The following is a 23,107-nucleotide window of genomic DNA, read 5'->3' as shown; positions in this document are numbered from 1 at the left end:
CACAGGGCGCCGGTGCCCTGCCTGCGTGCGGGAGGAACAACCATGGTCCGGGAACCTAAGAGGATGCGCAAGGCGGTGCTGGCCGGTGCCGTAGCCGTGGCACTCACCGGGACGGGAGCCGCCCTCGCCTGGTCGGCAAGCGGGACGCCAACGCCGTCCCCCTCCCAGGCCGCGCCGAACCCCTCGCAGACCGCACCGGGCCAGCAGAAGGCACCCGGACAGCAGAAAGCGCCAGGCCAGCAGAAGGCACCCGGGCAAAAGTCCCAGCGCGCCCAGCCGCTGCATGGTGAGGGTGTGGTCAAGCAGCCCGACGGAACCTTCCAAACCGTCCTCGAACAGCGCGGAACCGTGGAGTCCGTCAGCGACTCCGCCATCACCGTCAAGAGCGAGGACGGCTTCACGCAGTCCTACACTGTCAACGCGGACACCAGGATCACCAAACTTCCAGCGTCCGGCGACGGTGCCAGCCGTAAGCCGGCAGACGGAACGCCAGCGGACATCGCCGCCGGCGACACCGTGCGGGTAGCCGGCGTAAAGGACGGGGACAAGGCCACCGCCAAGCGGATCGTTGACGGTGCCGGCGACGGCCCCGGCTTGGGGTTGGGACGCGGGCATGGCATGGGCCACAAGATGGGCGCCGGAGACGATCAGGATGGCGAAGGGGCGTAGCGGCGCCGGTCCGGCCACCCGGCAGAGCGCCCGCGGCACGCTGCCTACCCCTGCTGCACCAGTCCTGCCATGATGTCCTCCAGGGCCTCGCAGACCATCACCACGGCCCGACGCTTCAGGTTCTCAGGCCTGGCCAGCAGGTCGATCCTGCGCCGGGTGCTGATGCCCTCCAGCGGCCGCAGCACGATGTCCGGGTTCAGGACCGGGCCCGCCGTGTACCGGGGCAGCAGCCCCACCACGCCCCCGGCAGCCACCAGCGCCGCCACCGTGGAGTAGTCGTTGATGCGGTGGATGATGTTCGGCTCCCGGCTGGAGACGGCAGCGACGGCGGACAGGACATCGGCGGGGGAGTAGCCGGGGTGGCTGGTCACCCAGGCCTCGCCGCCGACGTCGTCCGCCGTGACTTTCTCCTGTCGGGCCAACCGGTGGCCTGCGGGCAGCGCCACGTCCAGCGGCTCATGCGCCAAGGGGATCACGGCAACCCGTTCCGCCGGCCAGCGCGGGCTGTGGTCCATCCGGTGTGCGAGCACCAGGTCATACCGGGCGGTGAGGGCGGGGAAGTCCTGCTGGGCAACGTCCTCGTCCGACAATTCAATGCGAGGGTGCTCCGGCCGGTCCAGCATGCGCGCCAGCGGCGCGAACAGGGCCTGCCCCGCGCTATGGAATCCACTGAGGGTCACCCTGCCGGCAGGGGAGCCGTGATAGGTGCCCAGCGCACCGCGGGCCTCGGCCATGGCGCTGACGACGGCGGCGCCCGCGTCCGCGAGCACCTGTCCCGCCTCTGTCAGCACCAGGTTGCGGCCCTCCTTGCGCGTCAGCGGAACCTCCACGGTGCGCTGCAGGTGCGCCAGTTGCTGCGACACGGCCGACGGGGTGACCATGAGCGTATCGGCCACCGCCTTCACGCTGCCCAAAGCGCCCAGCTCCCGCAGGATTTCCAGCTGATGAACCTCCATGCATCCACTCTAATCATTAGCAAACGCTACATCGTCGATTGAGAAGATCCCGGTTGTGCTAAAGCATCACCGGGGCTTCAATGGGGAGGTACCCCGCAGAGCGAACGCCAAGCAGTAAGGACGCCAATGAAGGCCCTGTATAAGGCCGGCCCGCACGCCGGCTTCGAGCTCGTCGACCGGCCCGAACCCGAAGCCGGCCCGGCCGACGTGAAGATCCGCGTCATGACCACCGGGATCTGCGGCACGGACCTCCACATCCAGTCCTGGGACGCCTGGGCGCAGGGGATCATCGAGGCGCCCCTGATTGCCGGCCACGAATTCTATGGCGAAGTGGTTGCAGTGGGCGAGGACGTCCGCGAAGTCAAAGTAGGTGACAGGGTGTCGGGCGAAGGCCACGTGGTCTGCGGCATCTGCCGGAACTGCCGGGCCGGGCGCCGCCAGATGTGCATCCACACGGTCAGCGTCGGCGTCCAGCGCGATGGTGCCTTCGCTGAGTACGTCGTCATCCCCGAAACCAACGTCTGGGTCCACCACGATCCCTCCGTCACGCCCGAACTCGGTGCCATCTTCGACCCCTTTGGAAACGCCGTCCACACCGCGCTCAGCTTTCCGCTGGTGGGGGAGGACGTGCTCATCACCGGCGCAGGCCCCATCGGGCTCATGGCCATCGCCGTGGCCCGGCACGCAGGGGCCCGCAAGATTGCCATCACGGACGTTTCCCGGCCGCGGCTGGACCTGGCCCGGCAGCTCGGGGCCGACCTTGCCATCGATGTCTCCACCACCCGGGTGCGCGATGCCCAGCGTGAGCTGGGCATGCGCGAAGGCTTCGACGTCGGAATGGAAATGTCCGGCCACCCCTCCGCCCTGCCTGAGATGATCGACAACATGAACCACGGCGGCCGGATCGCCATGCTGGGCCTGCCCAGCCAGGAGATCACCATCGACTGGGGCAAGGTGGTCACCCACATGCTCACGCTCAAAGGCATCTACGGCCGCGAGATGTACGAAACCTGGTACGCCATGAGCGCCATGCTCTCCTCCAACCCCGTGCTGCACGCCGGCATCTCTGCCGTGGTGACGGACACGCTGTCCGCCACGGACTGGGAAAAAGGCTTCGACATTGCCCGCAGCGGCGTGGGCGGCAAAGTTGTCCTCGACTGGACCCGACTGTAAGGAACCCCATGTTCACCTCCATCAAGGACCAGCTGCGCGAAGAGCTGGACGAGATCCGCACCGCCGGACTGTACAAGACCGAGCGCAGCATCAGCTCGCCGCAGTCCAGCCACATCACCGCCGGGCAGATTGGCGGCCCCGGAGCCGACGTGCTGAACTTCTGCGCCAACAACTACCTGGGCTTGGCTGACCACCCGGACATCATCCGCACGGCCAAGGCGGCCATGGATGAGCGCGGCTTCGGCATGGCAAGCGTCCGCTTCATCTGCGGCACCCAGGACCTGCACCTGCAGCTGGAAGCCAAGGTCTCCGCGTTCCTGGGCACCGAGGACACCATCCTGTTCTCCAGCTGCTTCGACGCCAACGGCGGCGTGTTTGAGTCCCTGCTCGGACCGGACGACGCCGTGATTTCCGACGCGCTCAACCACGCTTCCATCATTGACGGCATCCGCCTCTGCAAGGCCCGCCGCTACCGCTACGCCAACCAGGACATGGCCGAACTCGAGGCCCGCCTGCAGGAAGCACAGGATGCCCGGCGGACCCTGATCGTCACCGACGGCGTGTTCTCCATGGACGGCTACCTGGCCCCGCTTGAGGCCATCTGCGACCTCGCCGAAAAGTACGGCGCCATGGTCATGGTGGACGATTCCCACGCGGTGGGCTTCATGGGCGCCACCGGTGCGGGCACTCCCGAGCACGCCGGCGTCTCTGACCGGGTGGACATCTACACCGGCACCTTCGGCAAGGCTCTGGGCGGAGCGTCGGGCGGGTACGTCTCCGGACGCGGGGAGATCGTGGCCATGCTGCGCCAGAAGGCGCGGCCCTACCTGTTCTCCAATTCCCTGGCTCCCGCCATTGTTGCCGCGACCCTCAAGGCGCTTGACCTGGTGCAGAACTCGGCCGACCTTCGCCGCCGCCTGTTCGAAAACGCCGGGCTGTTCCGCCGCCGGATGACCGAGGAGGGCTTCGACCTGCTTCCCGGCGAGCACGCCATTGTCCCGGTCATGTTTGGCGACGCCGTCATGGCGGCCAAGGTGGCGGACCGGATGCTGCAGCACGGTGTCTTCGTCACGGCCTTCAGCTTCCCCGTGGTCCCCCGCGGTGCTGCAAGGATCCGGGTGCAGCTTTCAGCCGCACATTCAGCGGACGACGTCGAAGCGTGCGTGCGTGCCTTCGTCGCCAGCCGTGCCGAGGCGGCAGCCTGACAGGATTTCCCCTGAAACGGAGGGTACCGGGACGCATGATCTCTGTCAGGATGGACCAATGGCAGCACACTACGATGTCCTGATTGTGGGCGGCGGCATCGCCGGCCTGTCCCTCGCGTCCGCGCTCGCCGGCCGCTGCAGCGTTGCACTGGTGGAGGCGGAGCAGGAGTTGGCGTACCACACGTCCTCCCGCTCCGCCCGCCAGCTGATTCCCAGCTACGGGCCGCCCGTGGTGCAGGAGCTCACCGTCCGGACCCTCGAACTGCTCGCGGCCCGCGACGCCGAAGCGCCGGAAGCGGTCCTGGCGCCGCGCAGCTTCATGCTCGTGGGCTCGGCGGAGGATGTTGCCGCGGAGGCCAGCGGACATATGCAGCCCATTGCGGTGGACCGTGCCCTCGAGCTGTGTCCGGCCCTGAAGCCGGGAACCTTTGAAGCCGCTGGACTTGATACCGGCTCCTTTGGCTGCAATGCGCCCCTTCTGCTGGAGGACCACCGCAAGCGGGCTCTCGCCGCCGGAGCGGACATCATCACCGGTGCCCGCGTGCATTCGGCACAGCGGCTGGGTTCAGGGTGGCAGGTGGGGGCTGGCGCCGAGGGCTTTGAAGCCGCGGTACTGGTCAATGCGGCGGGTGCCTGGGCCGATGAGCTGGCGGTGCTCAGCGGCGTCGAGAAGCTGGGCCTCCAGCCGTACCGGCGCACTGCGGCGATTGCCGCCGTCGACAATCCCTTGCCTGCTGCCACCCCCATGGTGGCAGCGGCGGACAACACTTTCTATTTCCGCCCCGACGGCCATGACGTGCTGATTTCCCCATCGGAGACGGTGCCCAGCGGGCCCGAGGACGCACGGCCCAATCCAGGTGATGTGGAGCGCCTGGTGGAGAAGCTCAACGCGTTCACCAGCCTGGGGATCACCGGAGTGCGCCGGGCCTGGACCGGCCTGCGCACCGAAGCCGCGGACGGGGTGCCCGTGGCCGGGTTCGACGCTGAAGCGGCCGGGTTCTACTGGCTCGCGGGCCAGGGCGGCTACGGATTCCAGACGTCGGCGGCGCTGGCGGAGTTCGCCGCCGGCCAGATCCTTGCGGGGCTGGGCTCTTCCGGCGGCGCCGTCCCTGCCGATGGGGCTGTGGACGGTCCGGAATCCCGGACAGCGCAGGCCCTGGCAGCCACGCGCTGGTCCGTCAGACGCTGAAGAATGATTTCATGAGCACCTTGATCACCAATATCGCCGAGCTGATGACGCAGGACCTGGAACACCGGGTCCTGAGGGACGCGGCGGTGGTGGTCGAGGGTGAACGGATTTCCTGGATCGGGGCGGCGGCCGATGCTCCGCCGGCGGATGAAGCCGTCGATGCCGGCGGCCGGGCCATGCTGCCAGGATGGGTGGACTCCCACAGCCACCTGCTGTTCGCCGGGGACCGCACCGCAGAATTCGAAGCCCGGATGGCTGGGGAGTCCTACGCTGCCGGTGGCATCGCCGTCACCATGAACGCCACGCGCGCCACGTCCGATTTCGATCTCACCCGCCTGGCCATGGGGCGGGTTGCCGAAGCAGTCTCGCAGGGCACCACCTACCTGGAAACCAAGACCGGCTACGGCCTGGACGTTGAGCACGAGGCCCGGAGCGCGCGTATTGCCTCCACCATTGCGGACCAGGTGACCTACCTTGGGGCACACCTGGTTCCAGCCGGGCAGGACCCGGAGGAATACACAGACCTGGTCTGCGGGCCGATGCTCGCTGCGGTCCGCCCTTATGTCCAGTGGGCCGATGTGTTCTGCGAGGAGGGTGCGTTCAACGCCGAGCAATCCCGCCGTGTGCTCATGGCCTGCCGCGAGGCCGGCCTGGGCCTGAGGGTCCACGGCAACCAGCTCGGCGAGGGCCCCGGCGTACAGCTGGCCGTGGAGCTTGGCGCGGCCAGCGTGGACCACGTGAACTACTTAGCCGCGCAGGACGTGAAAGCCCTGGCGTCGTCCTGGTCCGGCTGGGACCCGGCCGTGGGAACGGGGGAGCGTGGCACCGTTGCCACGTGCCTTCCTGCCTGCGACCTCTCCACCCGCCAGCCGTTGGCTCCCGCCCGCGAACTTCTCGACGCGGGGGTGCAGGTGGCACTGGCGTCCAACTGCAACCCCGGCACGTCGTACACCAGCTCCATGGCTTTTTGCGTGACAACGGCAGTGCTCCAGATGCGCCTGAGCGTGCACGAGGCCGTCCGTGCCGCTACCTACGGCGGTGCGCTGGCGTTGCACAAGGAAGCCGGCCGGGACACCGACGGCGAACGCGCCGTGGGATCCATCGCCGTCGGACACCGGGCCGACCTGCACCTGTTGAATGCGCCATCCGCGACCCATCTCGCTTACCGGCCCGGGATGCCATTGACGTACGCTGTGTGGCGGGCGGGGGTGCGGGAGCGTTAGCGGGACTCCTGCTGTATGATTGTTCCTGATCTTTTCCGTATGGTTAGAATCAGGAAACGTCATCCCGAAGCGGTGGCTGATGTATCGAAAGGCCCGCTTGCATGACACGCACCGACCGGCTGACAGCGATTCTGGACCTGCTCGCCAGGACCGGCCAGGTAGAAGTCGACGAGATCGTCAGCACCCTCAACGTCTCCCCTGCCACGGCCCGGCGCGACCTGGACAGCCTTGCCAAGCGCCGCCTGCTGACGCGGACGCGCGGCGGTGCCACCGCCGGCGCCCTGGCGTATGACCTGCCCGGACGTTACAACCGCGACGACCATGCCGAAGCGAAGGAACAGATCGCGCAGTGCGCCGCGGCCCTAATCCGGCCGGGCGCCGTCATTGGTCTCTGCGGAGGCACCACCAGCACCGCGCTTGCACAGATCCTGGCCACCCGGGAGGACCTGAATGCACCCTCCAACCAGCCGACGCTCACGGTCGTAACGAACGCCATCAACATTGCGGGCCAGTTGGCGGTCCGGCCCAATATCAAGGTGATGGTGACAGGCGGCATCCTCAACCCGCGATCGTATGAGCTCGTGGGCCCCTACACGGACATCATCATGCAGAAGGTGGTGCTGGACATCGCCTTCATCGGTGTCAACGGCATCGACCCGGAGGTGGGACCCACCAACACGGGGGAGGGCGAGGCCTCCGTCAATGCCCTGCTGGCTTCCCGCGCCCGGGTGTCCTACGTCCTGGCTGATTCCTCCAAAGTCGGCGTGCGGGCCTTTGCCACGATGGACGGGTACGACTTCACCCGCCTGATCACCGATTCCGGGATCTCTGCGCGCGACAAGGCAGCCTTTGAAGCCAACGGCACGGAAGTGATCGTGGCACCTGCCTGATACTCCCGGGAGGCTGGGGGGAGTTCCGTCAGGCAGGATCCAGAAACTGAAGGCAAGATGGGAACATGCTGGTTCCCTCCCGCCGTCGACTGCGGCTCGAAGTCTGGATCGTCCTGGGACTGTCCCTGGGCCAGTCCGCCATCTACTCCGTGGTGCAGCTGCTCGACAAGATGACCCGCGCCCCGCTGGCCGAGGGCACGTCCACCCTGAACCGCTCGCAGAGCACCCGCGAGTATTTCGACCTGACGTACCAGCTGCTCGACATCATCTTTGCGCTGGTTCCTGTGCTGCTGGTTCTCTACTTCCTCACCGACCAGCGCCAAGCTTCCCCCGGCGACGCACGGAACTCCGGTTCAGCATTCCAGAAGCTGGGGTTCAACTTCGCCCGGCCCGGAATGGACCTGCTGCAAGGCCTGGGGCTGGCCGCGCTGATTGGGATACCGTCCTTGGGGCTCTATGCGGCCGGCCGGGCGCTCGGCATCACCACAGCCATCATCCCCAGTGCCCTGGACGCCTACTGGTGGACCGTTCCAGTCCTGGTCCTCTCGGCGATGCGCCACGCGGTGCTCGAGGAAGTCATCGTGGTGGGGTACCTGATGGACCGCTTCGGCAAGTTCGGCTGGAGCACGCCACTGGCCATCGCCGTGAGCTCCGTGCTGCGTGGCAGCTACCACCTTTACCAAGGCTTCGGTCCCTTCATTGGCAACGCTGTGATGGGGGTGGTCTTCGCCTGGCTCTATACGCGCACCAAGCGCGTCATGCCGCTGGTCATCGCCCATGCGCTGCTGGACATCGTGGCATTCGTCGGCTTCAGCCTCTTCGGCAAGGCCGTGGGGCTGGGGTAGCTGTACAGCTATGGCCGCCGCGGTCTGCCGGTACCCGACTGAACGACCGCTGGGCGGTGGTCCGGCCTGCAGTAGCCCTAGTTGCGGGTTCTTGTTGATTCCAAGCATGCCTTCGTGAAGTCTTGCAGCATGGGTGGGGGACTACGACACGGATTGGCCTTGGGGAGTGCCGTCTTGGCGTTGGCCGGATGTTTGCTCATTGGGCGATTGTGGAGCATTCATGAACAGACGTCGGACTGGGTGCTCTGGCCTCGAGAGGTTCCTTCCATAGTCCAGTTTGCCGGGCGCGAGTACAACTGCGGTCCTTACCCGGAGCCCGCACGGACTGATGTTTCCCTCCTGACGGTCCAAGGCAAAACCGCCGGTGGAGCCGACATCCTCGCCGCGCCCTCCTCCGACGAGGCCCGAGTATTCATCGTCGTGAGAACTGCCGAAAGAAATGTTGGCTGCGGCCTGCTGGGCGGGCCCTAGCTCCTGCCGCGGCCTGCGCGCTGTTTTCCGCCCTCACTTCAGGTGTAACAGCACTGCCAGTCCGCCTGCGGGTCAGCGGGCAGCTCGTAAAACCTTGCATGGAACTCATCCCACAGGGGATCCGCGGGGCGAAGCTCGCCGGGGTCCAGAAGGTCCTCACTTGGTGGTTCTTCGACAGGAGGATCAGACCACGGCGGCATCGATGCGAGGAGCTGCTGCCACTGCCCGTCCTCGACTGGCCCGGTGGCCCCCAATTCAACCCCTGCCACAACGGCACCCCGAACAGCGTGCGCCGGCAGGCTCCCCGGTGGCCAGTGGGTTGGTTCTGCATCCTGTTTTTCGGGTTTGTGGTGGCGTCCGGTGGGGGAGGTCCAGCCCGGTGGGTCCTTGCTCGTGGCCGGGCCGGGGGCCCATTGGCTGTGGTGTTTGAGCCGATGGTGCTTACGGCAGAGCTGGGCCAGGTTGCTGACGTTGGTGGTGCCGCCGTGTTCCCACGCGGTGAGGTGGTCGGTTTCGTTGTCGGGGGTCTTGTTGGTGCAGCCGGGGAACGTGCATTGGGCATCGCGCAGCCTGATCCAGCGTTTGATGGCCCCCGTGAGCCGGTAGTTCTTCCTGCCGATCTCCAGGGGCGCCCCGTCCCGCGGGTCGACGAGGACCCGGTAGAAGGAGTCCGCGCCACCGGCGAGGAGTTTGCGGGCCATGGACGCGGGGATCGGGCCGAAGCCGTCCAGCATTGCTGGTTCGTCGGTGAGGCCGAGGAGCGAGAACACGGGCACGGTGACCAGGACGTCGGCCCTCGGCGTGGGGACTTTCCCGATGGCGGTGACTCCTGCGGGTCCCGCGCCACTCTCCCCGCCAAGAGCATTGCCGGCGCCGAGCAGCAGTGATGCGGCGATGTCGGGGCGGAGTTGGGTGAGCGTGCGGGGTTCGTTGGGGCCTTGGAGGCCGCGGGCGGTGGCGGTGGTCCGGTTCCAGATGGCGCACGCGGTATCGCCGGGAAGGTAGAGGGAGATCCAGGCCATGCCGTCCCGGTCCGGGGTGTACTCCATCCGCCGGTTTGCCAAACCTTTTACATGGCGCTTTTGGATTGATTCGGGGTGGTGGCGTTCCCGCCAGCCCCGGATCTTGGCCCGGAACCGGGACGGGACCAGTTCACCGGGCGCGGCACCCCGGGCCGGATCGGGTGCGGCGGGGTCGAAGAAGTGCGCCACCAGCCCGGCAGCCCCGACAGCGTCAAGGCCTTCGGTTTCGTCCGCGACGACGCGGGCGTGCTGCCACGACATGGTTCCGGTGGACAGGGCCTCGAACACCGGCGGTAGGGAACAGACCCGGCGGGACTGCTCCACCAACGCGCCTGCTGCGGCGGAGCCGATGGTGAGGACCCCGGCGATCTCCTCCACCACCGACATCTGCGCGTACGTGCGGTCCTCGATCGAGGCGTCCGGCGGGGTCATCGCCTCCTGGAACCCGACCGCGTCGGCGGCGTCCTGCGCCTTCACTGCTGCGAGCTGCGCCTCCAAACGGGACGTAAGCTCCAGCCTTTCCAGCCGGATCTCATACCGCCGCTGCAGCACATCCACACCGGCACCCACACCCGCACCAAGACCGAAACCAACATCCAAACCGGAAGCCAGGGAAGCGTCCTCCCGCTCCAGCGCATCCAGGGCAGCAATAGAGGCACGAACACCCTCCAACACCACCCCAAGACCACCGCCGATTCCCATACCCACATCATCCAACGAGGGTCTGACAATTACAGATCAAACCGGTGCCGCTGCCTGCGCAGGTGAGCCGGCGCACCGAAGCGGGCCGCCGTCGTCGTACGTTTTCGAAGCGAAGGTTTCCTGTCGCAGCCCAAATGTGTGGTGCGAAAAAGAGCACGCGTGGCGTAGAAAAAGACGCGACCCGGCAGCCACTTAAATGGATTCGGCCGCCATTGGGTGGTGACGCCGTTGTCACCACCCAATGGCGGCCGAAGTTTGCCCGGGCACAACCCGGGGACCTCCCCGGAGTGGTCCGGGACGAATGGGAAGGGTCAGATGGTGACGGCTCCGTTGGCGGTCTCAAAGGTGACCGAGAGGATGCCCGGCGTACCGTGCGGGGCCACCCATTCCACCGCAACGTCCTCGAGCGGCTTCTCCACGGGCTCACCGAGCCACTCGGTGACGCGCGAGGCGGAACCGGCGATGGTCAGGCAGCTCATCTTGAGGTTGCTCTCGTACGCGTGGGACGGGTGGAGGGAGGGGTCGCCCTCCCACTTGAGCATGTACGGCACCTGGGGATCGGCGATGAGGCCCAGGATGCCAATTTGCTTCCAGACCAGCTCGCGGCCGTCCGGGAACTTGCGGTTGCCGTTCACGGCAGCGCGGCCCAGGCGTTCCTCGAAGGGGGCGAGGTCGTCCACTTCGACGCACCAGCCCATCCAGCCGCCACCGGCAGCGGAGCGGGCACGCACTGCCTGCCCGAACGGTGCCTTGTCCGACGCCGGGTGGTCGAGGACCTCGACGACTTCGAGGTACTTGTGGCCCGCCAGGGGGATGATCATATTCCGGGTTCCGAAGCGGGGGTGTACGCCACCCTTCACTGCCTCAACGCCGAGGGCAGTTGCAATACGTTCGGTAGTGGCCGCGAGGCCATCGTGTTCACAGGCGTAAGAGACGTGATCCATGCGCATGCGAACATCTTGGCACTTTGTGATCGGGCTCTCAGCTAAGGGTACCCTTACTGGCATTTTGGGTAGCCGCCGTCCCTGTCCAAATGCCCAGGGCCTGCGCCAAGACCATGTTCGTCACAATGCTGTCCGGGCCGGATTGAAGTTCCTAGACTGGGTCCAGGTCATGAGTGCCAGCGCCAAGCCCCGGCTCGCTGGCCGGCAACCCTCCATCCGCGGTGGGGTGCCCCGGGTGAGGACCAGGCTGTCCGGCAATGGCCGGAGAGCAAGCGCGGCCCGTGGTGCTCCCAGCATGCCGGGCCCATGTCATAGGAGACTGAGATGTCCAACGGATGGTCCTTCGAAACCCGCCAGATCCATGCCGGCCAGGAGCCCGACAGCGCCACCGGAGCCCGCGCCCTTCCCATCTACCAGACCACGTCCTTCGTGTTTCCCAGTGCCGAGAGCGCGGCCAACCGCTTCGCCCTGGCCGAACTTGCACCCATCTACACCCGCATTGGCAATCCCACCCAGGACGCCGTCGAGCAACGGATCGCAAGCCTTGAAGGCGGCCTGGCGGCATTGCTGCTGAGCTCCGGCCAGGCCGCGGAGACGTTCGCTGTGCTGAACATCGCCGAGGCAGGCGACCATATAGTGGCCAGCCCCAGTCTTTACGGCGGAACCTACAACCTGTTCGCCCACACGTTGAAGAAGTTCGGCATCTCGGTGACCTTCGTGGCTGATCCTGACAACCTGGACCAGTGGCGCGACGCCGTGCAGCCCAATACCAAGCTCTTCTTCGGTGAAGTGGTGTCCAACCCGCGCCAGGACGTCCTTGATATTGAGGGCATCTCCGAAGTGGCCCACCAGGCCGGCGTGCCCCTGATCGTGGACAACACCCTTTCCACCCCATACCTGATCCGCCCATTGGAGTGGGGCGCGGACATCGTCATCCACTCGGCCACCAAATACCTGGGCGGCCATGGCTCGGCCATCGCCGGCGTCATCGTCGATTCCGGCAGGTTCGATTTCGGCAAGGACCCGGAAAGGTACCCCGGCTTCAACACCCCGGACCCCACCTATAACGGCCTGGTCTACGCACGCGACCTCGGCGAAGGCGGCGCGCTCGGCGCCAACCTCTCCTACATCCTCAAGGCCCGGGTGCAGTTGCTGCGCGACCTTGGCTCGGCGGTCTCGCCCTTCAACGCGTTCCTGATTTCCCAAGGCCTGGAGACCCTGAGCCTGCGGGTGGAGCGCCACGTTGCGAACGCCACGGAGGTGGCGCGCTGGCTGGAGGCCAGGGACGACGTCGAATCCGTCGCCTACGCGGGGCTGCCGTCCAGCCCCTGGTACGAGCGTGGCCGCAAGTACGGGCCAAAGGGAACGGGCGCCGTGGTCGCCTTCAACCTGGCCGGCGGCGCGGAAGCCGGCAAGCGCTTCGTCGACGCACTGGAGCTGCACTCCCACGTGGCCAACATCGGCGACGTGCGCTCCCTGGTCATCCACCCGGCGTCGACCACGCACAGCCAGCTTTCGCCGGAGCAGCAGGTTGTGGCCGGCGTTCACCCGGGCCTGGTCCGGCTTTCCGTCGGTTTGGAGCACATCGACGACATCCTGGCTGACCTGGAGGCAGGCTTCCGGGCCGCCAAGGCCACCGGCGCCTAGCCCCAACCGCGAGGGCGCAGCACGTGCCGGCCGGCAAGCCGGGAAGTCACAACCAGTCATACTCTTGGCCTGGAGCGGGGGGTGTTTCGTACACTCGAACCAGGTCATGAGTGCCAGTGACAGCCCCGGCTTGCTGGCCGGCAACCCTCCATCCGCGGTGGGGTGCCCCGGGTGAGGACCTGGCCTGCCGGTCAGACGACGGCGGGCAAGCGCGTAGAAGAGGTCTTGCCATGACGGTTACCGTCGCCCGAACCGCCATCCCTGAACACGGAATTGTCCGTTACGCCTCCATCGGGGGACTGGAACTCGAAGCCGGAGGCTACCTCCCGGACGTCACCCTGGCCTACGAAACCTGGGGCACGCTCAACGCGGACGCCAGCAACGCCATCCTGATCGAGCACGCACTGACCGGCAGCACCCACGTGACCCGCGGCGACACCGACGAAGAAGGTTGGTGGGAGCAGCTGGCCGGCCCCGGAGCCCCCGTGGACACGGACCGTTTCTTCGTGGTGTCCATCAACATCGTTGGCGGCTGCTACGGGTCCACCGGGCCGTCGTCGCCCGCGCCTGATGGGAAGCCCTGGGGCTCCAGGTTTCCCCTGGTCACGCTGCGCGACAGTACTGTTGCCGAGGCCCGGCTGGCGGACCAGCTGGGCATCAAGAGCTGGTTCGCCGTCCTGGGCGGCTCCATGGGCGGTGCACGGGCCCTGGAATGGGCTGTGACGTACCCGGACAGGGTGCAGCGCTGCGCCGTGATCTCCGTCGGAGCCGCCAGTACTGCCGAACAGATTGCCTTCGCCCAGGCGCAGACCCTGGCCATCAGGCAGGATCCCAACTTCAACGGCGGGGACTACTACGGCGGCCGGAGTCCTGAAGAGGGACTGGCCCTCGCCCGCAGGATCGCCCACATCACCTACCGGTCCGCCACCGAGCTGGAAGGCCGTTTCGGACGGGAACCCCAGGCGCCGGAATCGCCACTGCGGGGGGAAGTCCTGGCCTCCCGCGGCCGCTACCAGGTGGAAAGCTACCTGGACCACCAGGGCAACAAGCTGGTGAAGCGCTTTGACGCCAACAGCTATATTGCCCTGACCGAAGCGCTGATGAGCCACGACGTCTGCCGGGGACGGGGAACATTGGCCGAAGCCCTGGCGGCATCCACGGCGCGGTTCTTTGTGGCCGCCGTCGACTCCGACCGGCTCTATTTCCCATCGCAGTCCCACGAGCTTGCCCGGGCCCTGCCCGGGGACGTGGATGTCCACCTCATCCGGGCGCCGATCGGGCACGACGGGTTCCTGACCGAAATTGGACAGCTGGGCAGCCAGCTCCGGAGCAGCTTCCTGGCGTAGCCGCCGCCGGGAGGACGGCCGGCAATGTGCATTCCTGCAGATGCCTTCTGCACTATTTGGCGTTGAGGTTGCACCGCGGGCAGACCATACTCAATCGAATCCGGTGTCCGTGGTGTGCATCACACCCCGGGCCCCATCGACTGGTCCCCGTGGCGTCGACGACGACGCCGAAGGAGTTCGCATGAGTACGGAAAGCTCCGCCGCAAGGCGTACAGAGGAACCCGACGTCAAGGCCTCAGGCCTGAAGAAAGTGGTGACGGCGTCCATGGCCGGCACGGTCGTGGAGTGGTATGAATTCTTCCTCTACGCATCGGCCGCCACCCTGGTGTTCGGGAAGGCCTTCTTTCCCAACGCCGGCACCGAACTGGACGGCATCATCGCCGCCTTCCTCACCTATGCCGTCGGTTTTGTCGCACGCCCCATCGGCGGCATTGTGTTTGGCCACTTCGGCGACAAGTTCGGCCGCAAGCAGCTGCTGCAGCTGAGCATCATCCTGGTGGGCGTCTCCACCTTCCTCATGGGCTGCCTGCCCACCTTTGGGCAGATCGGCTACTGGGCGCCTGCGCTTCTGGTCTTCCTCCGGTTCGCCCAGGGCTTCGCCGTGGGCGGGGAGTGGGGCGGCGCCGTCCTCCTCGTCGCAGAGCACAGCCCCAGCAAGTCCCGCGGCTTCTGGGCCAGCTGGCCGCAGTCGGCGGTGCCGCTGGGCAACCTCCTGGCCACGGCCGTATTGTTCGTCCTGTCCTCCACGCTGACCCAGGACGCGTTCCTGGGCTGGGGCTGGCGCGTGGCGTTCTGGCTCTCCGCCGTGATCGTCCTGATCGGCTACTACATCCGCACCAAGGTCAACGACGCCCCCATCTTCCTGGAGGCCCGTAAAGAAGTGGACGCCGGCCACAAGGGCTACGGCGTGGCTGAGGTGTTCCGGCGGTACCCGCGCGGCGTCTTCACTGCCATGGGCCTGCGCTTTGCGGAGAACATCCTGTATTACCTGGTGGTCACGTTCTCCATCACGTACCTAAAGACCGTTGTCCAGGCCGACACCACGCGGATCCTCCTGCTGCTGCTTGTTGCCCATGCCGTCCACTTCTCGGTGGTCCCCATGGTGGGCAAGTTGTCGGACCGCTTCGGCCGCAAGCCCGTCTACATGGCCGGCGCCGTCATGGGTGCCACCTGGGGCTTCTTCGCCTTCCCCATGATGGACACGAAGAACGACTTCGTCATCCTGGCGGCGATCATGATCGGCCTGGTGTTCCACGCCTTCATGTATGCCGGGCAGCCGGCCATCATGGCGGAAATGTTCCCCACCCGCATGCGCTACTCCGGCGTCTCCCTGGGGTACCAGGTGACGTCCATCGTGGCGGGTTCCCTGGCCCCGATCATCGCTGCCTCGCTCCTGGGCACCTACAAGTCCTCCGTCCCGGTAGCGGTGTACCTGCTCATCGCCTGTGCCATCACCGCCGTCGCGGTCTTCTTCCTGAAGGAAACCCGGGGCATCTCGCTGCACGATGTTGACGCCGCCGACGCCAAGGGCACGGCAGACCTGCTCGCTGCCAGCAAGAAGTAGGCCCATGAAGGCCGCCGTACTCTACTCCACCGTTCCCGCCCCGGCCGCCGCAGGGGTAAAGCAAAGCTATGCCGAGTCCCGGCCGCTGCTGGTGCAGGAACTGGACCAGCCGGAGCCGCGCACCGGTGAACTCGGAGTTTCCATCACCTACTCGAGCCTGTGCCATTCGGACCTGTCAGTGGTGGACGGTTCCCGCGTCCGGCCCCTTCCCATGGCCCTGGGACACGAGGCCGTGGGGCGGGTGGTATCCGTAGGAGACGGCGTCTCCGACGTGTCCGTGGGTGACCATGTGGTTTTGGTGTTCGTTCCCAGCTGCGGCCAGTGCCGGGCCTGCCTGGCAGGCAGGCCCGCGCTCTGCCACCGGGCAGCTGAGGTGAACGGATCCGGAGACCTGCTCCACGGTCCGGCGCTGTTGCGGACGCCGGAAGGCGGCCGCATCAACCATCACCTGGGCGTATCCGCCTTCGCTGACTACGCGGTGGTTGCCCGGGAATCAGTGGTGGTGATTGACGACGACGTCCCGGACACCGTCGCTGCGATGTTTGGTTGCGCCGTGCTCACCGGAATGGGCGCGGTGTTCAACACCGCAGGAGTCGGCCCGGGCCAGTCCGTGGCAGTGTTCGGCCTGGGCGCGGTGGGCCTGTCCGCCGTGATGGCAGCCCGCCTCGCCGGGGCCACCAGCGTCATCGCCATCGATCCCAATCAGGGGAAGCACCAACTGGCCCGCGACGCCGGGGCCACCGCGGTGGGGACGCCGGAGGACGCGGGACGGCTGATCGGGGAAGCAGCCGGCGACGGCGTCGACGTTGCCGTCGAGGCGGTGGGCTCGGCCGCTGTGATCGCGTCCTGCCTCGAGCAGGTCACCAGGGGTGGCGCGGTGGTCTCGGTGGGCCTGCCCCACCCGTCCGCCGAATTGACCGTACCTGCCCTGCAGTTCGCCGGCGCCGGCAAGCGGCTGCTGGGCTCCTACATGGGTGACGCCGTTCCCGCACGGGACATCCCCAAGTACCTGGCGTACTGGCGGGAAGGCAAGCTGCCCGTTGAGCTGCTGCACACCGACACCCGGCCACTCAGCGAGATCAACGAGGGCCTTGATGCGCTCGCAGCGGGACAGGTAGTGCGGCGGCTCTTCCAGGCCTGAACCGTCGCGCCTGAACCGTCGGGCCTGACTCCTCAGGCCTGACCCGTCGGACCGGATCTTCAGCCGGCGAGCAGCACAGAGCGCTCCTTCACCTCTTCCTTCAGGGCCGCGATCACGGCCTGTACCCGGACCGAGCGGAGCGATTCCGGCCTGGCAACGGCCCAGATGGGCAACTGGCGCTCAAACTCACCCGGCAGCACATGGACGAAATCTTCGCGGTCTCCCACCATGAAGTTCGGCAGCAGCCCTATGCCGGCGCCCTGGCGCACCGCCTCCACCTGGGCGAACACGCTGGTGGCCTGGAAGCTCGTCCTGGGCGTCGGAAGCTGCGATGACCAGCGGGGCCCAAGCTCCGCCACCTGGAGCGCAGACTCCACGTAGGAGACGAACGCGTGCTGCCCCACGTCGTCGAGCGTTTCCGGCAGGCCCTGCTGCGCGGCGTAGCCGCGGCTGGCGTAGAGGCGCAGGTAGTAGTTGCTCAGGAAGATGGTCTGGGCGGTGCTGACGTCGGCCCGGCCCACCACGATCTCCAGGTCCACCCCTGACCGGTTCTGGCTGACTTTCCGGGTGGCGCTCAGCATTTCAATGTTCAGCTGCGGGTTCTGCTGCTGGAGCCGCACCAGCGACGGGGTGACAAACACGGCTCCCACTCCGTCGGTGGTGGCCACGCGCACCAGGCCGGCCAGGGCACTCTGGTCCTGGCTGATCAGGCCTGACAACGAGCCAAGAGTCCTTTCGATCGCCTCCGCCGCCTCCACTGCGGACGCACCAAGCTGGGTCAACTCCCAGCCGTGCGGGCTGCGTTCCAGGGTCCGGCCGCCCAGCTGTTTGTCCAAGGCCAGGATGCGGCGGGAAATGGTGGTGTGGGTGGTGCCCAGGGTCTCGGCCACGGCGTTGAACCGGCCCAGGCGCGCCACCGTCAGCAGGATGAGCAGGTCGTCGGGGCTTGGCAGCCGTCTGGAGTCCACGCGTAGCCTTCCTCTTATGTGCATCGATGCACAGAGCGTCTGTAATTTTTCCCCTTGATTGCACTCTAGCAAGGTGTGATCGTAGACACAGGCATGCCGGCAGTAACGCCGGAATGGAAGCAAAGGAGCTTACGCATGGCAGTTATCGGATGGATCGGCCTGGGAAACATGGGCGGCCACATGTCAGTGAACCTGGTGAAGGCCGGGCACGACGTGCGCGGGTTCGACCTCAACTCCGCGGCACTGGCAGCCGCCGAGGCAGGTGGCGTCAAGCGCGCAGCCAGCATCGCCGAAGCCGTGCGCGGCGCGGACGCCGTGTTTACCATGCTGCCCAAGGGCGAACACGCCCGGGCCGTCTACCTCGGGGAGGACGGCGTGCTCAAGCACGCGGATACCCGCACGCTGCTCATCGACTCCTCCACCATCGATATCGCCTCCGCGCAGGAACTGCACGACGCCGCTGCTGCCGCCGGCTTCCGCTTCGTGGACGCCCCGGTGTCCGGCGGAATGAGCGGCGCGGAAGCAGGGACCCTGACCTTCATGGTGGGCGGCGAAGAGGGCGCCGTCAAAGACGCCTCGGACTACATCGGGCCCATGTCCGGAAACATCATCCCCACCGGCGGCCCCACCACGGGCCAGGCGGCCAAGATCTGCAACAACCTGATGCTCTTCATCAACCTTGCCTCCACCGCGGAGGGCGCTGTCCTGGCTGACCGGCTGGGCCTGGACAAGCAGGTCTTCTGGAACATCGCCTCGGTCTCCTCGGGAGACTCTTGGGCGCTCCGGACCTGGTACCCGGTCCCCGGCGTGGTGCCCACGGCGGCGTCCAACAACGACTTCGCACCCACCTTCACTACCGAGCTTGCCAACAAGGACATCGGCCTGGCCATCAGCGCCGCCGAGGACACGGGCACGCCCCTGGAAATCGGCAAGCACGTCCAGCAACTGTTCCAGCGGCTCATTGACGCCGGGGACGCAGGCAAGGACTGCTCCATGATCATCAAACTCGTGGACGGCTCGCTCCAGCCAGCCGACCAGGCACCGTCCAACTAAACACGCCGCCCAACTGGCCACACCGCCAGCACCGCAGGAAAAGAGACTCCCTTGGAAACCATCCCGCACTACATCAACGGCACCCGCGTCACCGATGCCGACCGTTTCGGCCCGGTCTTCAACCCCGCCACCGGCCAGCAGGAAAAGCAGGTGGCGCTCGCCTCCGCAGCCCGGACAGAGGAGGCCATCGCGGCAGCCCGCGCCGCGCTGCCGGAATGGCGCGCCACCAGCCTGGCCAGGCGCACCACCATCTTCTTCAAGGTCCGCGAAATCCTGACCCAGCGCAAATCGGAACTCGCTGCGATCCTCACCAGCGAGCACGGCAAGGTCCTCTCCGACGCCGAAGGTGAAATTGCCCGCGGCCTGGAAAACATCGACTTCGCCACGGGCCTGTCCCACATGCTCAAAGGCGAACGCTCGGAGCAGGTCTCCAGCGGCATCGACGTCCACTCCGTCCGCCAGCCCGTTGGCGTGGTGGCGTGCATTACTCCGTTCAACTTCCCGGCCATGGTGCCGCTGTGGATGATCGGCAGCGCGCTGGCGTGCGGCAACACGGTGTTGCTGAAGCCCAGCGAGAAAGATCCGTCCGCCGCCGTCTTCATCGCCGAAGCCTTCGCCGAGGCGGGACTGCCGGCCGGCGTCCTGAACGTGGTCCAGGGGGACAAGGAAGCCGTCGACGTCCTGCTGGAGCACCCTGAGGTGAAGGCAGTCAGCTTCGTCGGCTCCACCCCCGTGGCCCAGTCCATCTACAAACGGGCTGCCGAGCACGGCAAGCGGGTGCAGGCCCTGGGCGGTGCGAAGAACCACATGGTGGTGCTTCCCGACGCCGACCTGGACATGGCCGCCGACGCTGCGGTTTCCGCCGCCTATGGTTCCGCCGGCGAACGCTGCATGGCCGTCAGCGTCCTGGTGGCCGTCGGACATATTGCCGATGACCTGGTCAAGGCGATCTCCAGCCGCATGGCAGACCTGAAAATCGGTGCCGGCACCGATCCCGCTTCCCAGATGGGTCCCCTGATCACCGCGGAACACCGGGACCGGGTGGCGTCCTACGTCACGGGAGCCGAAGGCGAAGGAGCCACCGTGGTGGTGGACGGCAGCTCCCAGCAGTTCGACTCCGACGGGTTCTTCATCGGCGTCAGCCTGGTGGACCACGTCAAGCCGGGCATGAAGGTCTACGACGACGAGATCTTCGGCCCGGTCCTGTCGGTGGTCCGCGTGGACACCTACAGCGACGCGGTACAGCTGGTCAACGACAACCAGTTCGGCAACGGCACGGCCATCTTCACCCGCGACGGCGGGGCGGCACGGCAGTTCGAGTTCGACGTCGAGGCAGGCATGGTGGGCGTCAACGTCCCCATCCCGGTCCCGGTGGGTACGTTCTCGTTCGGCGGCTGGAAGAACTCACTGTTCGGCGACACCCACATGTACGGGCCCGACAGCATCCGGTTCTACACCCGCGGCAAGGTAGTCACCACCCGCTGGCCGGACCCGTCCACCTCCGTGATCGACCTTGGCTTCCCGCAGGTGGACTAGCCAGGTGCACTGAGCGCGACGACCAAGCAACAACAGGCCGGGGACCGTCATTCGGTCCCCGGCCTGTTGTGTGCAGGTGGTGCTAGCCGTTCATGATGTCGCCACGGCGCTTCATGTACTCCTCCATGGACAGCTCACCGTTGCTGTACTGCTGGTCCAGTTCAGCGAGCTTCCGCGCCCGGTACCCCTGGGGAGCTGCCGGCGGCGGCGGTGCAGCCGGTCCGGAGGAGGGCTCGTGTCCATAAGGTTGCTGCCCGTAAGGCGGTTGCTGGGGCTGCTGCTGGAACGGGGGTTCCTGCCCGAATTCCTGCGACGGAGCGTCGTAACGGGGGTCCGCCATGGGCGGCTGCCCGTACTGGTAGGGCGGCAGCTGCTGGCCGCCAATGGGGCCCTGCGGCTGGCCGGGGTGGCGGAAGCCGCCGGAGAAGTAATCCTGCTGGGTGTAGCCGTCACGCGGCTGGTTGCTCTGCGGCCCGGCGGAGCCAGGGAACTGGCCGTAGCCCGGGAACTGGTTCGGACCGGGGAACTGGCCCGGCAGGCCCTGGTCCCGGTCCCGCCGTGCCATGGAGCGCCGGTACGCCCGCATGGCCATGGGGACAACGAAGGACAGGATGATAATCCAGAAAAACAAGCTGCTCACGGTGCCGCGCCTCTCGAGTGTTGTCCTTCCAGCGTAACCCCGGCAGCCTTACCGGCGGCTGGGTTCGGAGGTTCCCAGCGGACCCTCGCCCGAACCCATCGGAACGCCCGGGCCAAAGACAGGACCCGGCGTCGGACGTTTTGCCGTGATGCCGTCGCCGGAGGACTGGTGGCGCAGGCGGCGCAGCACCCATGGCACGAAGTATTCCCGCGCCCATACCAGATCGCCGCTCCTTGCCTCGCGCCAGGTCCGGGGCGGCAGCGGCTTGGGCTGCAGGGGTTTCAATGAATGCTCCACGTTGAGCGCGTCCAGCACCATGGCCGCGATGGTGTGGTGGCCCAGGGGGGAGAAGTGCAGCCTGTCCTGGTCCCACATCTGCGGGTCGCTCAACTGCCGCAGGGACCACATGTCGGCAATGACGGCGTCGTGCCGGGCCGCCACCGTCCGCAGGTTTTCGTTGTAGATGGCCACCTTGCTGCGGATCCTGCCCAGCACCGACGACCCCGTGTCCGGCCCGTTGAACAGCACCACCGTGGCGCCGCCCATGGAAAGGATCTGGACCACGGAATCCAGTTTTGCGGCCAGCGCGTCCGGGTCCCCGCCGGGGCGGATGAGGTCGTTCCCGCCGGCGGACAAGGTGACCAGGTCCGGCTTCAGGTCCAGGGCGGGTGCCAGCTGCTGGTCCACGATCTGCTGCAGCAGCCTGCCGCGGACGGCAAGGTTGGCGTAGGCGAAGTCCGGCTGGGTGCGGCCCAATTCCTCCGCAACGCGGTCGGCCCAGCCGCGGTGGCCACCGGGGCTTGAGGGTTCGGGGTCGCCGATGCCCTCGGTGAAGGAATCGCCCATTGCCACGTACCGGGTCCAGGGATGGGAACCGGCGGGCGAAGGAGTAGTGGAAACGGCACTTGCATCAGTCACGGTCCTATCCTGCCTTCCGCTCCGCTGCCTACGCGAACGTAGGTTGTTACTTTCGGGTAACTGTAAGAATGGAAACCATGACTGACGCCGAAGTATTTCCTGCCCCCGTTGTCCTGTGGTCCCATCCGGAAGACCAGCGCGCCGGCAAGCCGCTGCTGGTGCTCCTCCACGGCTACGGAGCCAATGAGCAGGACCTGCTCAGCCTGGCCGACATGCTGCCCGGGGACTTCGCCGTCGCGTCGCTGCGGGCGCCCATCGCCATGGGTCCCGGCTTCACCTGGTTCCCGCTGACGGCCTCGATCGAGTACTCGCTGGAAAGGGTCAAGAAGGCGTCCACGTATGTGCTGGAGTGGATCGACAGCATCCGCGCCGGGCACCCGTCCGTCACCCTGCTGGGTTTCTCCATGGGCATGGCCATGGCCACCACGCTCCTGCGCCAGCGGCCCACGGACTTCGCCGCCGTCGTCGGACTCTCAGGGTTCGTAGTGGACGCCGCCGGAGACCCCAGCTTCAGGGACGACGAACTGGACGGCACCGTGCCCATGTTCTGGGGACGGGACCAGCAGGACCCCGTGATCACCCAGGACAAGATCGAGTTCACCATGGGCTGGGTGCGCAGGCACGTCAAGCTCACCAAGGTCCTCTACACGGGCATGTGGCACGGCATCAACCAGCAGGAGATCGGGCACGTGGGGGAGTTCCTCACGCATGAGGTGCTGAACAAGTAGAACGGACGACGGCGGCGCGGCGGCCGGGCGCTTAGTCCGCCGTGGGTGCCACGACCCGTACGGTCTGGCCATTGACGGCGACAGTGTCCCCGTTGTGCAGCTGCCGGCCCCGGCGGTCATCGATCTCGCCGTTGACCTTGACCAGCCCGTTTTTGATGAGCTCCGCAGCCTCCACCCCGTCCTCGACGAGATTGGCCAACTTCAGCAGCTGGCCGAGCCGGATCATGGTGTCGCGGATGGGGACGTCCTCAATGGGGTTGCTCATAGAGCAATAATG

At 66.8% G+C, this 23,107-nt stretch carries 21 protein-coding genes and 2 riboswitches; of the genes, 14 read left to right on the top strand and 7 right to left on the bottom strand.

Features of this window, described 5'->3' with window-relative positions; all coding sequences use genetic code 11:
* The first annotated feature begins 42 nt into the window (after positions 1 to 42).
* Entirely contained in the window at positions 43 to 669 is a 627-nt protein-coding gene (locus tag NIBR502771_RS19030) for a DUF5666 domain-containing protein (protein WP_246839738.1), read from the top strand.
* Positions 670 to 713: 44 nt separating this feature from the next.
* Here NIBR502771_RS19030 and NIBR502771_RS19025 read toward each other — a convergent pair whose 3' ends face one another.
* Entirely contained in the window at positions 714 to 1,625 is a 912-nt protein-coding gene (locus tag NIBR502771_RS19025; protein WP_141161071.1) for a LysR family transcriptional regulator, read from the bottom strand.
* A 126-nt stretch (positions 1,626 to 1,751) separates the two neighbouring features.
* Here NIBR502771_RS19025 and tdh point away from each other — a divergent pair, with 126 nt between their 5' ends.
* The 6 genes from tdh to NIBR502771_RS18995 all read left to right on the top strand — a co-directional run bounded on the left by tdh (position 1,752) and on the right by NIBR502771_RS18995 (position 8,150).
* A complete protein-coding gene (gene tdh, locus NIBR502771_RS19020) occupies positions 1,752 to 2,798 on the top strand; it encodes an L-threonine 3-dehydrogenase (protein WP_141161070.1) in 1,047 nt (348 codons plus the stop codon).
* An 8-nt stretch (positions 2,799 to 2,806) separates the two neighbouring features.
* Positions 2,807 to 4,003 carry a glycine C-acetyltransferase gene (locus tag NIBR502771_RS19015; protein WP_141161069.1) on the top strand — a complete coding sequence of 399 codons (1,197 nt, stop codon included), beginning with the start codon at positions 2,807 to 2,809 and terminating at the stop codon, positions 4,001 to 4,003.
* 58 nt (positions 4,004 to 4,061) lie between these two features.
* On the top strand, positions 4,062 to 5,192 hold the full coding sequence (locus NIBR502771_RS19010) for an FAD-binding oxidoreductase (RefSeq protein ID WP_141161068.1): 1,131 nt from the start codon (positions 4,062 to 4,064) through the stop codon (positions 5,190 to 5,192).
* An 11-nt stretch (positions 5,193 to 5,203) separates the two neighbouring features.
* Entirely contained in the window at positions 5,204 to 6,415 is a 1,212-nt protein-coding gene (hutI, locus tag NIBR502771_RS19005; RefSeq protein ID WP_141161067.1) for an imidazolonepropionase, read from the top strand.
* A gap of 101 nt (positions 6,416 to 6,516) precedes the next feature.
* On the top strand, positions 6,517 to 7,305 hold the full coding sequence (locus NIBR502771_RS19000) for a DeoR/GlpR family DNA-binding transcription regulator (protein ID WP_141161066.1): 789 nt from the start codon (positions 6,517 to 6,519) through the stop codon (positions 7,303 to 7,305).
* Between the two features lie 65 nt (positions 7,306 to 7,370).
* Positions 7,371 to 8,150, top strand: a complete 780-nt coding sequence (locus tag NIBR502771_RS18995; RefSeq protein ID WP_141161065.1) for a CPBP family intramembrane glutamic endopeptidase — start codon at positions 7,371 to 7,373, stop codon at positions 8,148 to 8,150.
* 509 nt (positions 8,151 to 8,659) lie between these two features.
* Here the strand turns inward: NIBR502771_RS18995 and NIBR502771_RS18990 are convergent.
* Together NIBR502771_RS18990 and NIBR502771_RS18985 are read right to left on the bottom strand one after the other, a co-directional pair.
* Positions 8,660 to 10,345: an HNH endonuclease signature motif containing protein gene (locus tag NIBR502771_RS18990; protein WP_141161064.1), complete on the bottom strand. Its 1,686-nt coding sequence runs from the start codon at positions 10,343 to 10,345 to the stop codon at positions 8,660 to 8,662.
* 311 nt (positions 10,346 to 10,656) lie between these two features.
* Positions 10,657 to 11,295: a VOC family protein gene (locus NIBR502771_RS18985; RefSeq protein ID WP_141161063.1), complete on the bottom strand. Its 639-nt coding sequence runs from the start codon at positions 11,293 to 11,295 to the stop codon at positions 10,657 to 10,659.
* Positions 11,296 to 11,454: 159 nt separating this feature from the next.
* Positions 11,455 to 11,570: riboswitch (SAM riboswitch) on the top strand.
* Between the two features lie 43 nt (positions 11,571 to 11,613).
* Here NIBR502771_RS18985 and NIBR502771_RS18980 point away from each other — a divergent pair.
* The 4 genes from NIBR502771_RS18980 (at position 11,614) to NIBR502771_RS18965 (ending at position 16,987) form a co-directional block, all read left to right on the top strand.
* A complete protein-coding gene (locus NIBR502771_RS18980) occupies positions 11,614 to 12,936 on the top strand; it encodes a bifunctional o-acetylhomoserine/o-acetylserine sulfhydrylase (protein WP_141161062.1) in 1,323 nt (440 codons plus the stop codon).
* 102 nt (positions 12,937 to 13,038) lie between these two features.
* Positions 13,039 to 13,154: riboswitch (SAM riboswitch) on the top strand.
* 12 nt (positions 13,155 to 13,166) lie between these two features.
* The gene (locus tag NIBR502771_RS18975) at positions 13,167 to 14,282 is read left to right on the top strand and encodes a homoserine O-acetyltransferase (protein ID WP_141161061.1); all 1,116 of its coding nucleotides are present in this window, start codon (positions 13,167 to 13,169) and stop codon (positions 14,280 to 14,282) included.
* Between the two features lie 181 nt (positions 14,283 to 14,463).
* Positions 14,464 to 15,846 carry an MFS transporter gene (locus NIBR502771_RS18970; protein WP_141161060.1) on the top strand — a complete coding sequence of 461 codons (1,383 nt, stop codon included), beginning with the start codon at positions 14,464 to 14,466 and terminating at the stop codon, positions 15,844 to 15,846.
* Positions 15,847 to 15,850: 4 nt separating this feature from the next.
* The gene (locus NIBR502771_RS18965) at positions 15,851 to 16,987 is read left to right on the top strand and encodes a zinc-binding dehydrogenase (protein WP_141161059.1); all 1,137 of its coding nucleotides are present in this window, start codon (positions 15,851 to 15,853) and stop codon (positions 16,985 to 16,987) included.
* Positions 16,988 to 17,046: 59 nt separating this feature from the next.
* Here the strand turns inward: NIBR502771_RS18965 and NIBR502771_RS18960 are convergent, their stop codons facing one another.
* Entirely contained in the window at positions 17,047 to 17,979 is a 933-nt protein-coding gene (locus NIBR502771_RS18960) for a LysR family transcriptional regulator (RefSeq protein ID WP_141161058.1), read from the bottom strand.
* A gap of 111 nt (positions 17,980 to 18,090) precedes the next feature.
* Between NIBR502771_RS18960 and mmsB the strand changes: the two genes are divergently transcribed.
* Both mmsB and NIBR502771_RS18950 read left to right on the top strand, forming a co-directional pair.
* On the top strand, positions 18,091 to 19,008 hold the full coding sequence (mmsB, locus tag NIBR502771_RS18955; protein ID WP_141161057.1) for a 3-hydroxyisobutyrate dehydrogenase: 918 nt from the start codon (positions 18,091 to 18,093) through the stop codon (positions 19,006 to 19,008).
* Between the two features lie 51 nt (positions 19,009 to 19,059).
* On the top strand, positions 19,060 to 20,544 hold the full coding sequence (locus NIBR502771_RS18950; RefSeq protein ID WP_141161056.1) for a CoA-acylating methylmalonate-semialdehyde dehydrogenase: 1,485 nt from the start codon (positions 19,060 to 19,062) through the stop codon (positions 20,542 to 20,544).
* Between the two features lie 82 nt (positions 20,545 to 20,626).
* Here the strand turns inward: NIBR502771_RS18950 and NIBR502771_RS18945 are convergent, their stop codons facing one another.
* Positions 20,627 to 21,184 carry a hypothetical protein gene (locus tag NIBR502771_RS18945; RefSeq protein ID WP_141161055.1) on the bottom strand — a complete coding sequence of 186 codons (558 nt, stop codon included), beginning with the start codon at positions 21,182 to 21,184 and terminating at the stop codon, positions 20,627 to 20,629.
* A gap of 48 nt (positions 21,185 to 21,232) precedes the next feature.
* Complete coding sequence (locus NIBR502771_RS18940; protein ID WP_246839922.1) at positions 21,233 to 22,030, bottom strand: SGNH/GDSL hydrolase family protein; 798 nt, start codon at positions 22,028 to 22,030, stop codon at positions 21,233 to 21,235.
* 149 nt (positions 22,031 to 22,179) lie between these two features.
* Here NIBR502771_RS18940 and NIBR502771_RS18935 point away from each other — a divergent pair, with 149 nt between their 5' ends.
* Positions 22,180 to 22,830 carry an alpha/beta hydrolase gene (locus tag NIBR502771_RS18935; RefSeq protein WP_141161053.1) on the top strand — a complete coding sequence of 217 codons (651 nt, stop codon included), beginning with the start codon at positions 22,180 to 22,182 and terminating at the stop codon, positions 22,828 to 22,830.
* A gap of 31 nt (positions 22,831 to 22,861) precedes the next feature.
* Here NIBR502771_RS18935 and NIBR502771_RS18930 read toward each other — a convergent pair whose 3' ends face one another.
* On the bottom strand, positions 22,862 to 23,095 hold the full coding sequence (locus NIBR502771_RS18930; protein WP_141161052.1) for an RNA-binding S4 domain-containing protein: 234 nt from the start codon (positions 23,093 to 23,095) through the stop codon (positions 22,862 to 22,864).
* Positions 23,096 to 23,107: the final 12 nt, after the last annotated feature.

The sequence above is a fragment of the Pseudarthrobacter sp. NIBRBAC000502771 genome (genome assembly GCF_006517215.1).
Classification (GTDB): Bacteria; Actinomycetota; Actinomycetes; order Actinomycetales; family Micrococcaceae; genus Arthrobacter; species Arthrobacter niigatensis.
This window is presented reverse-complemented; position numbering and strand designations above follow the sequence as displayed.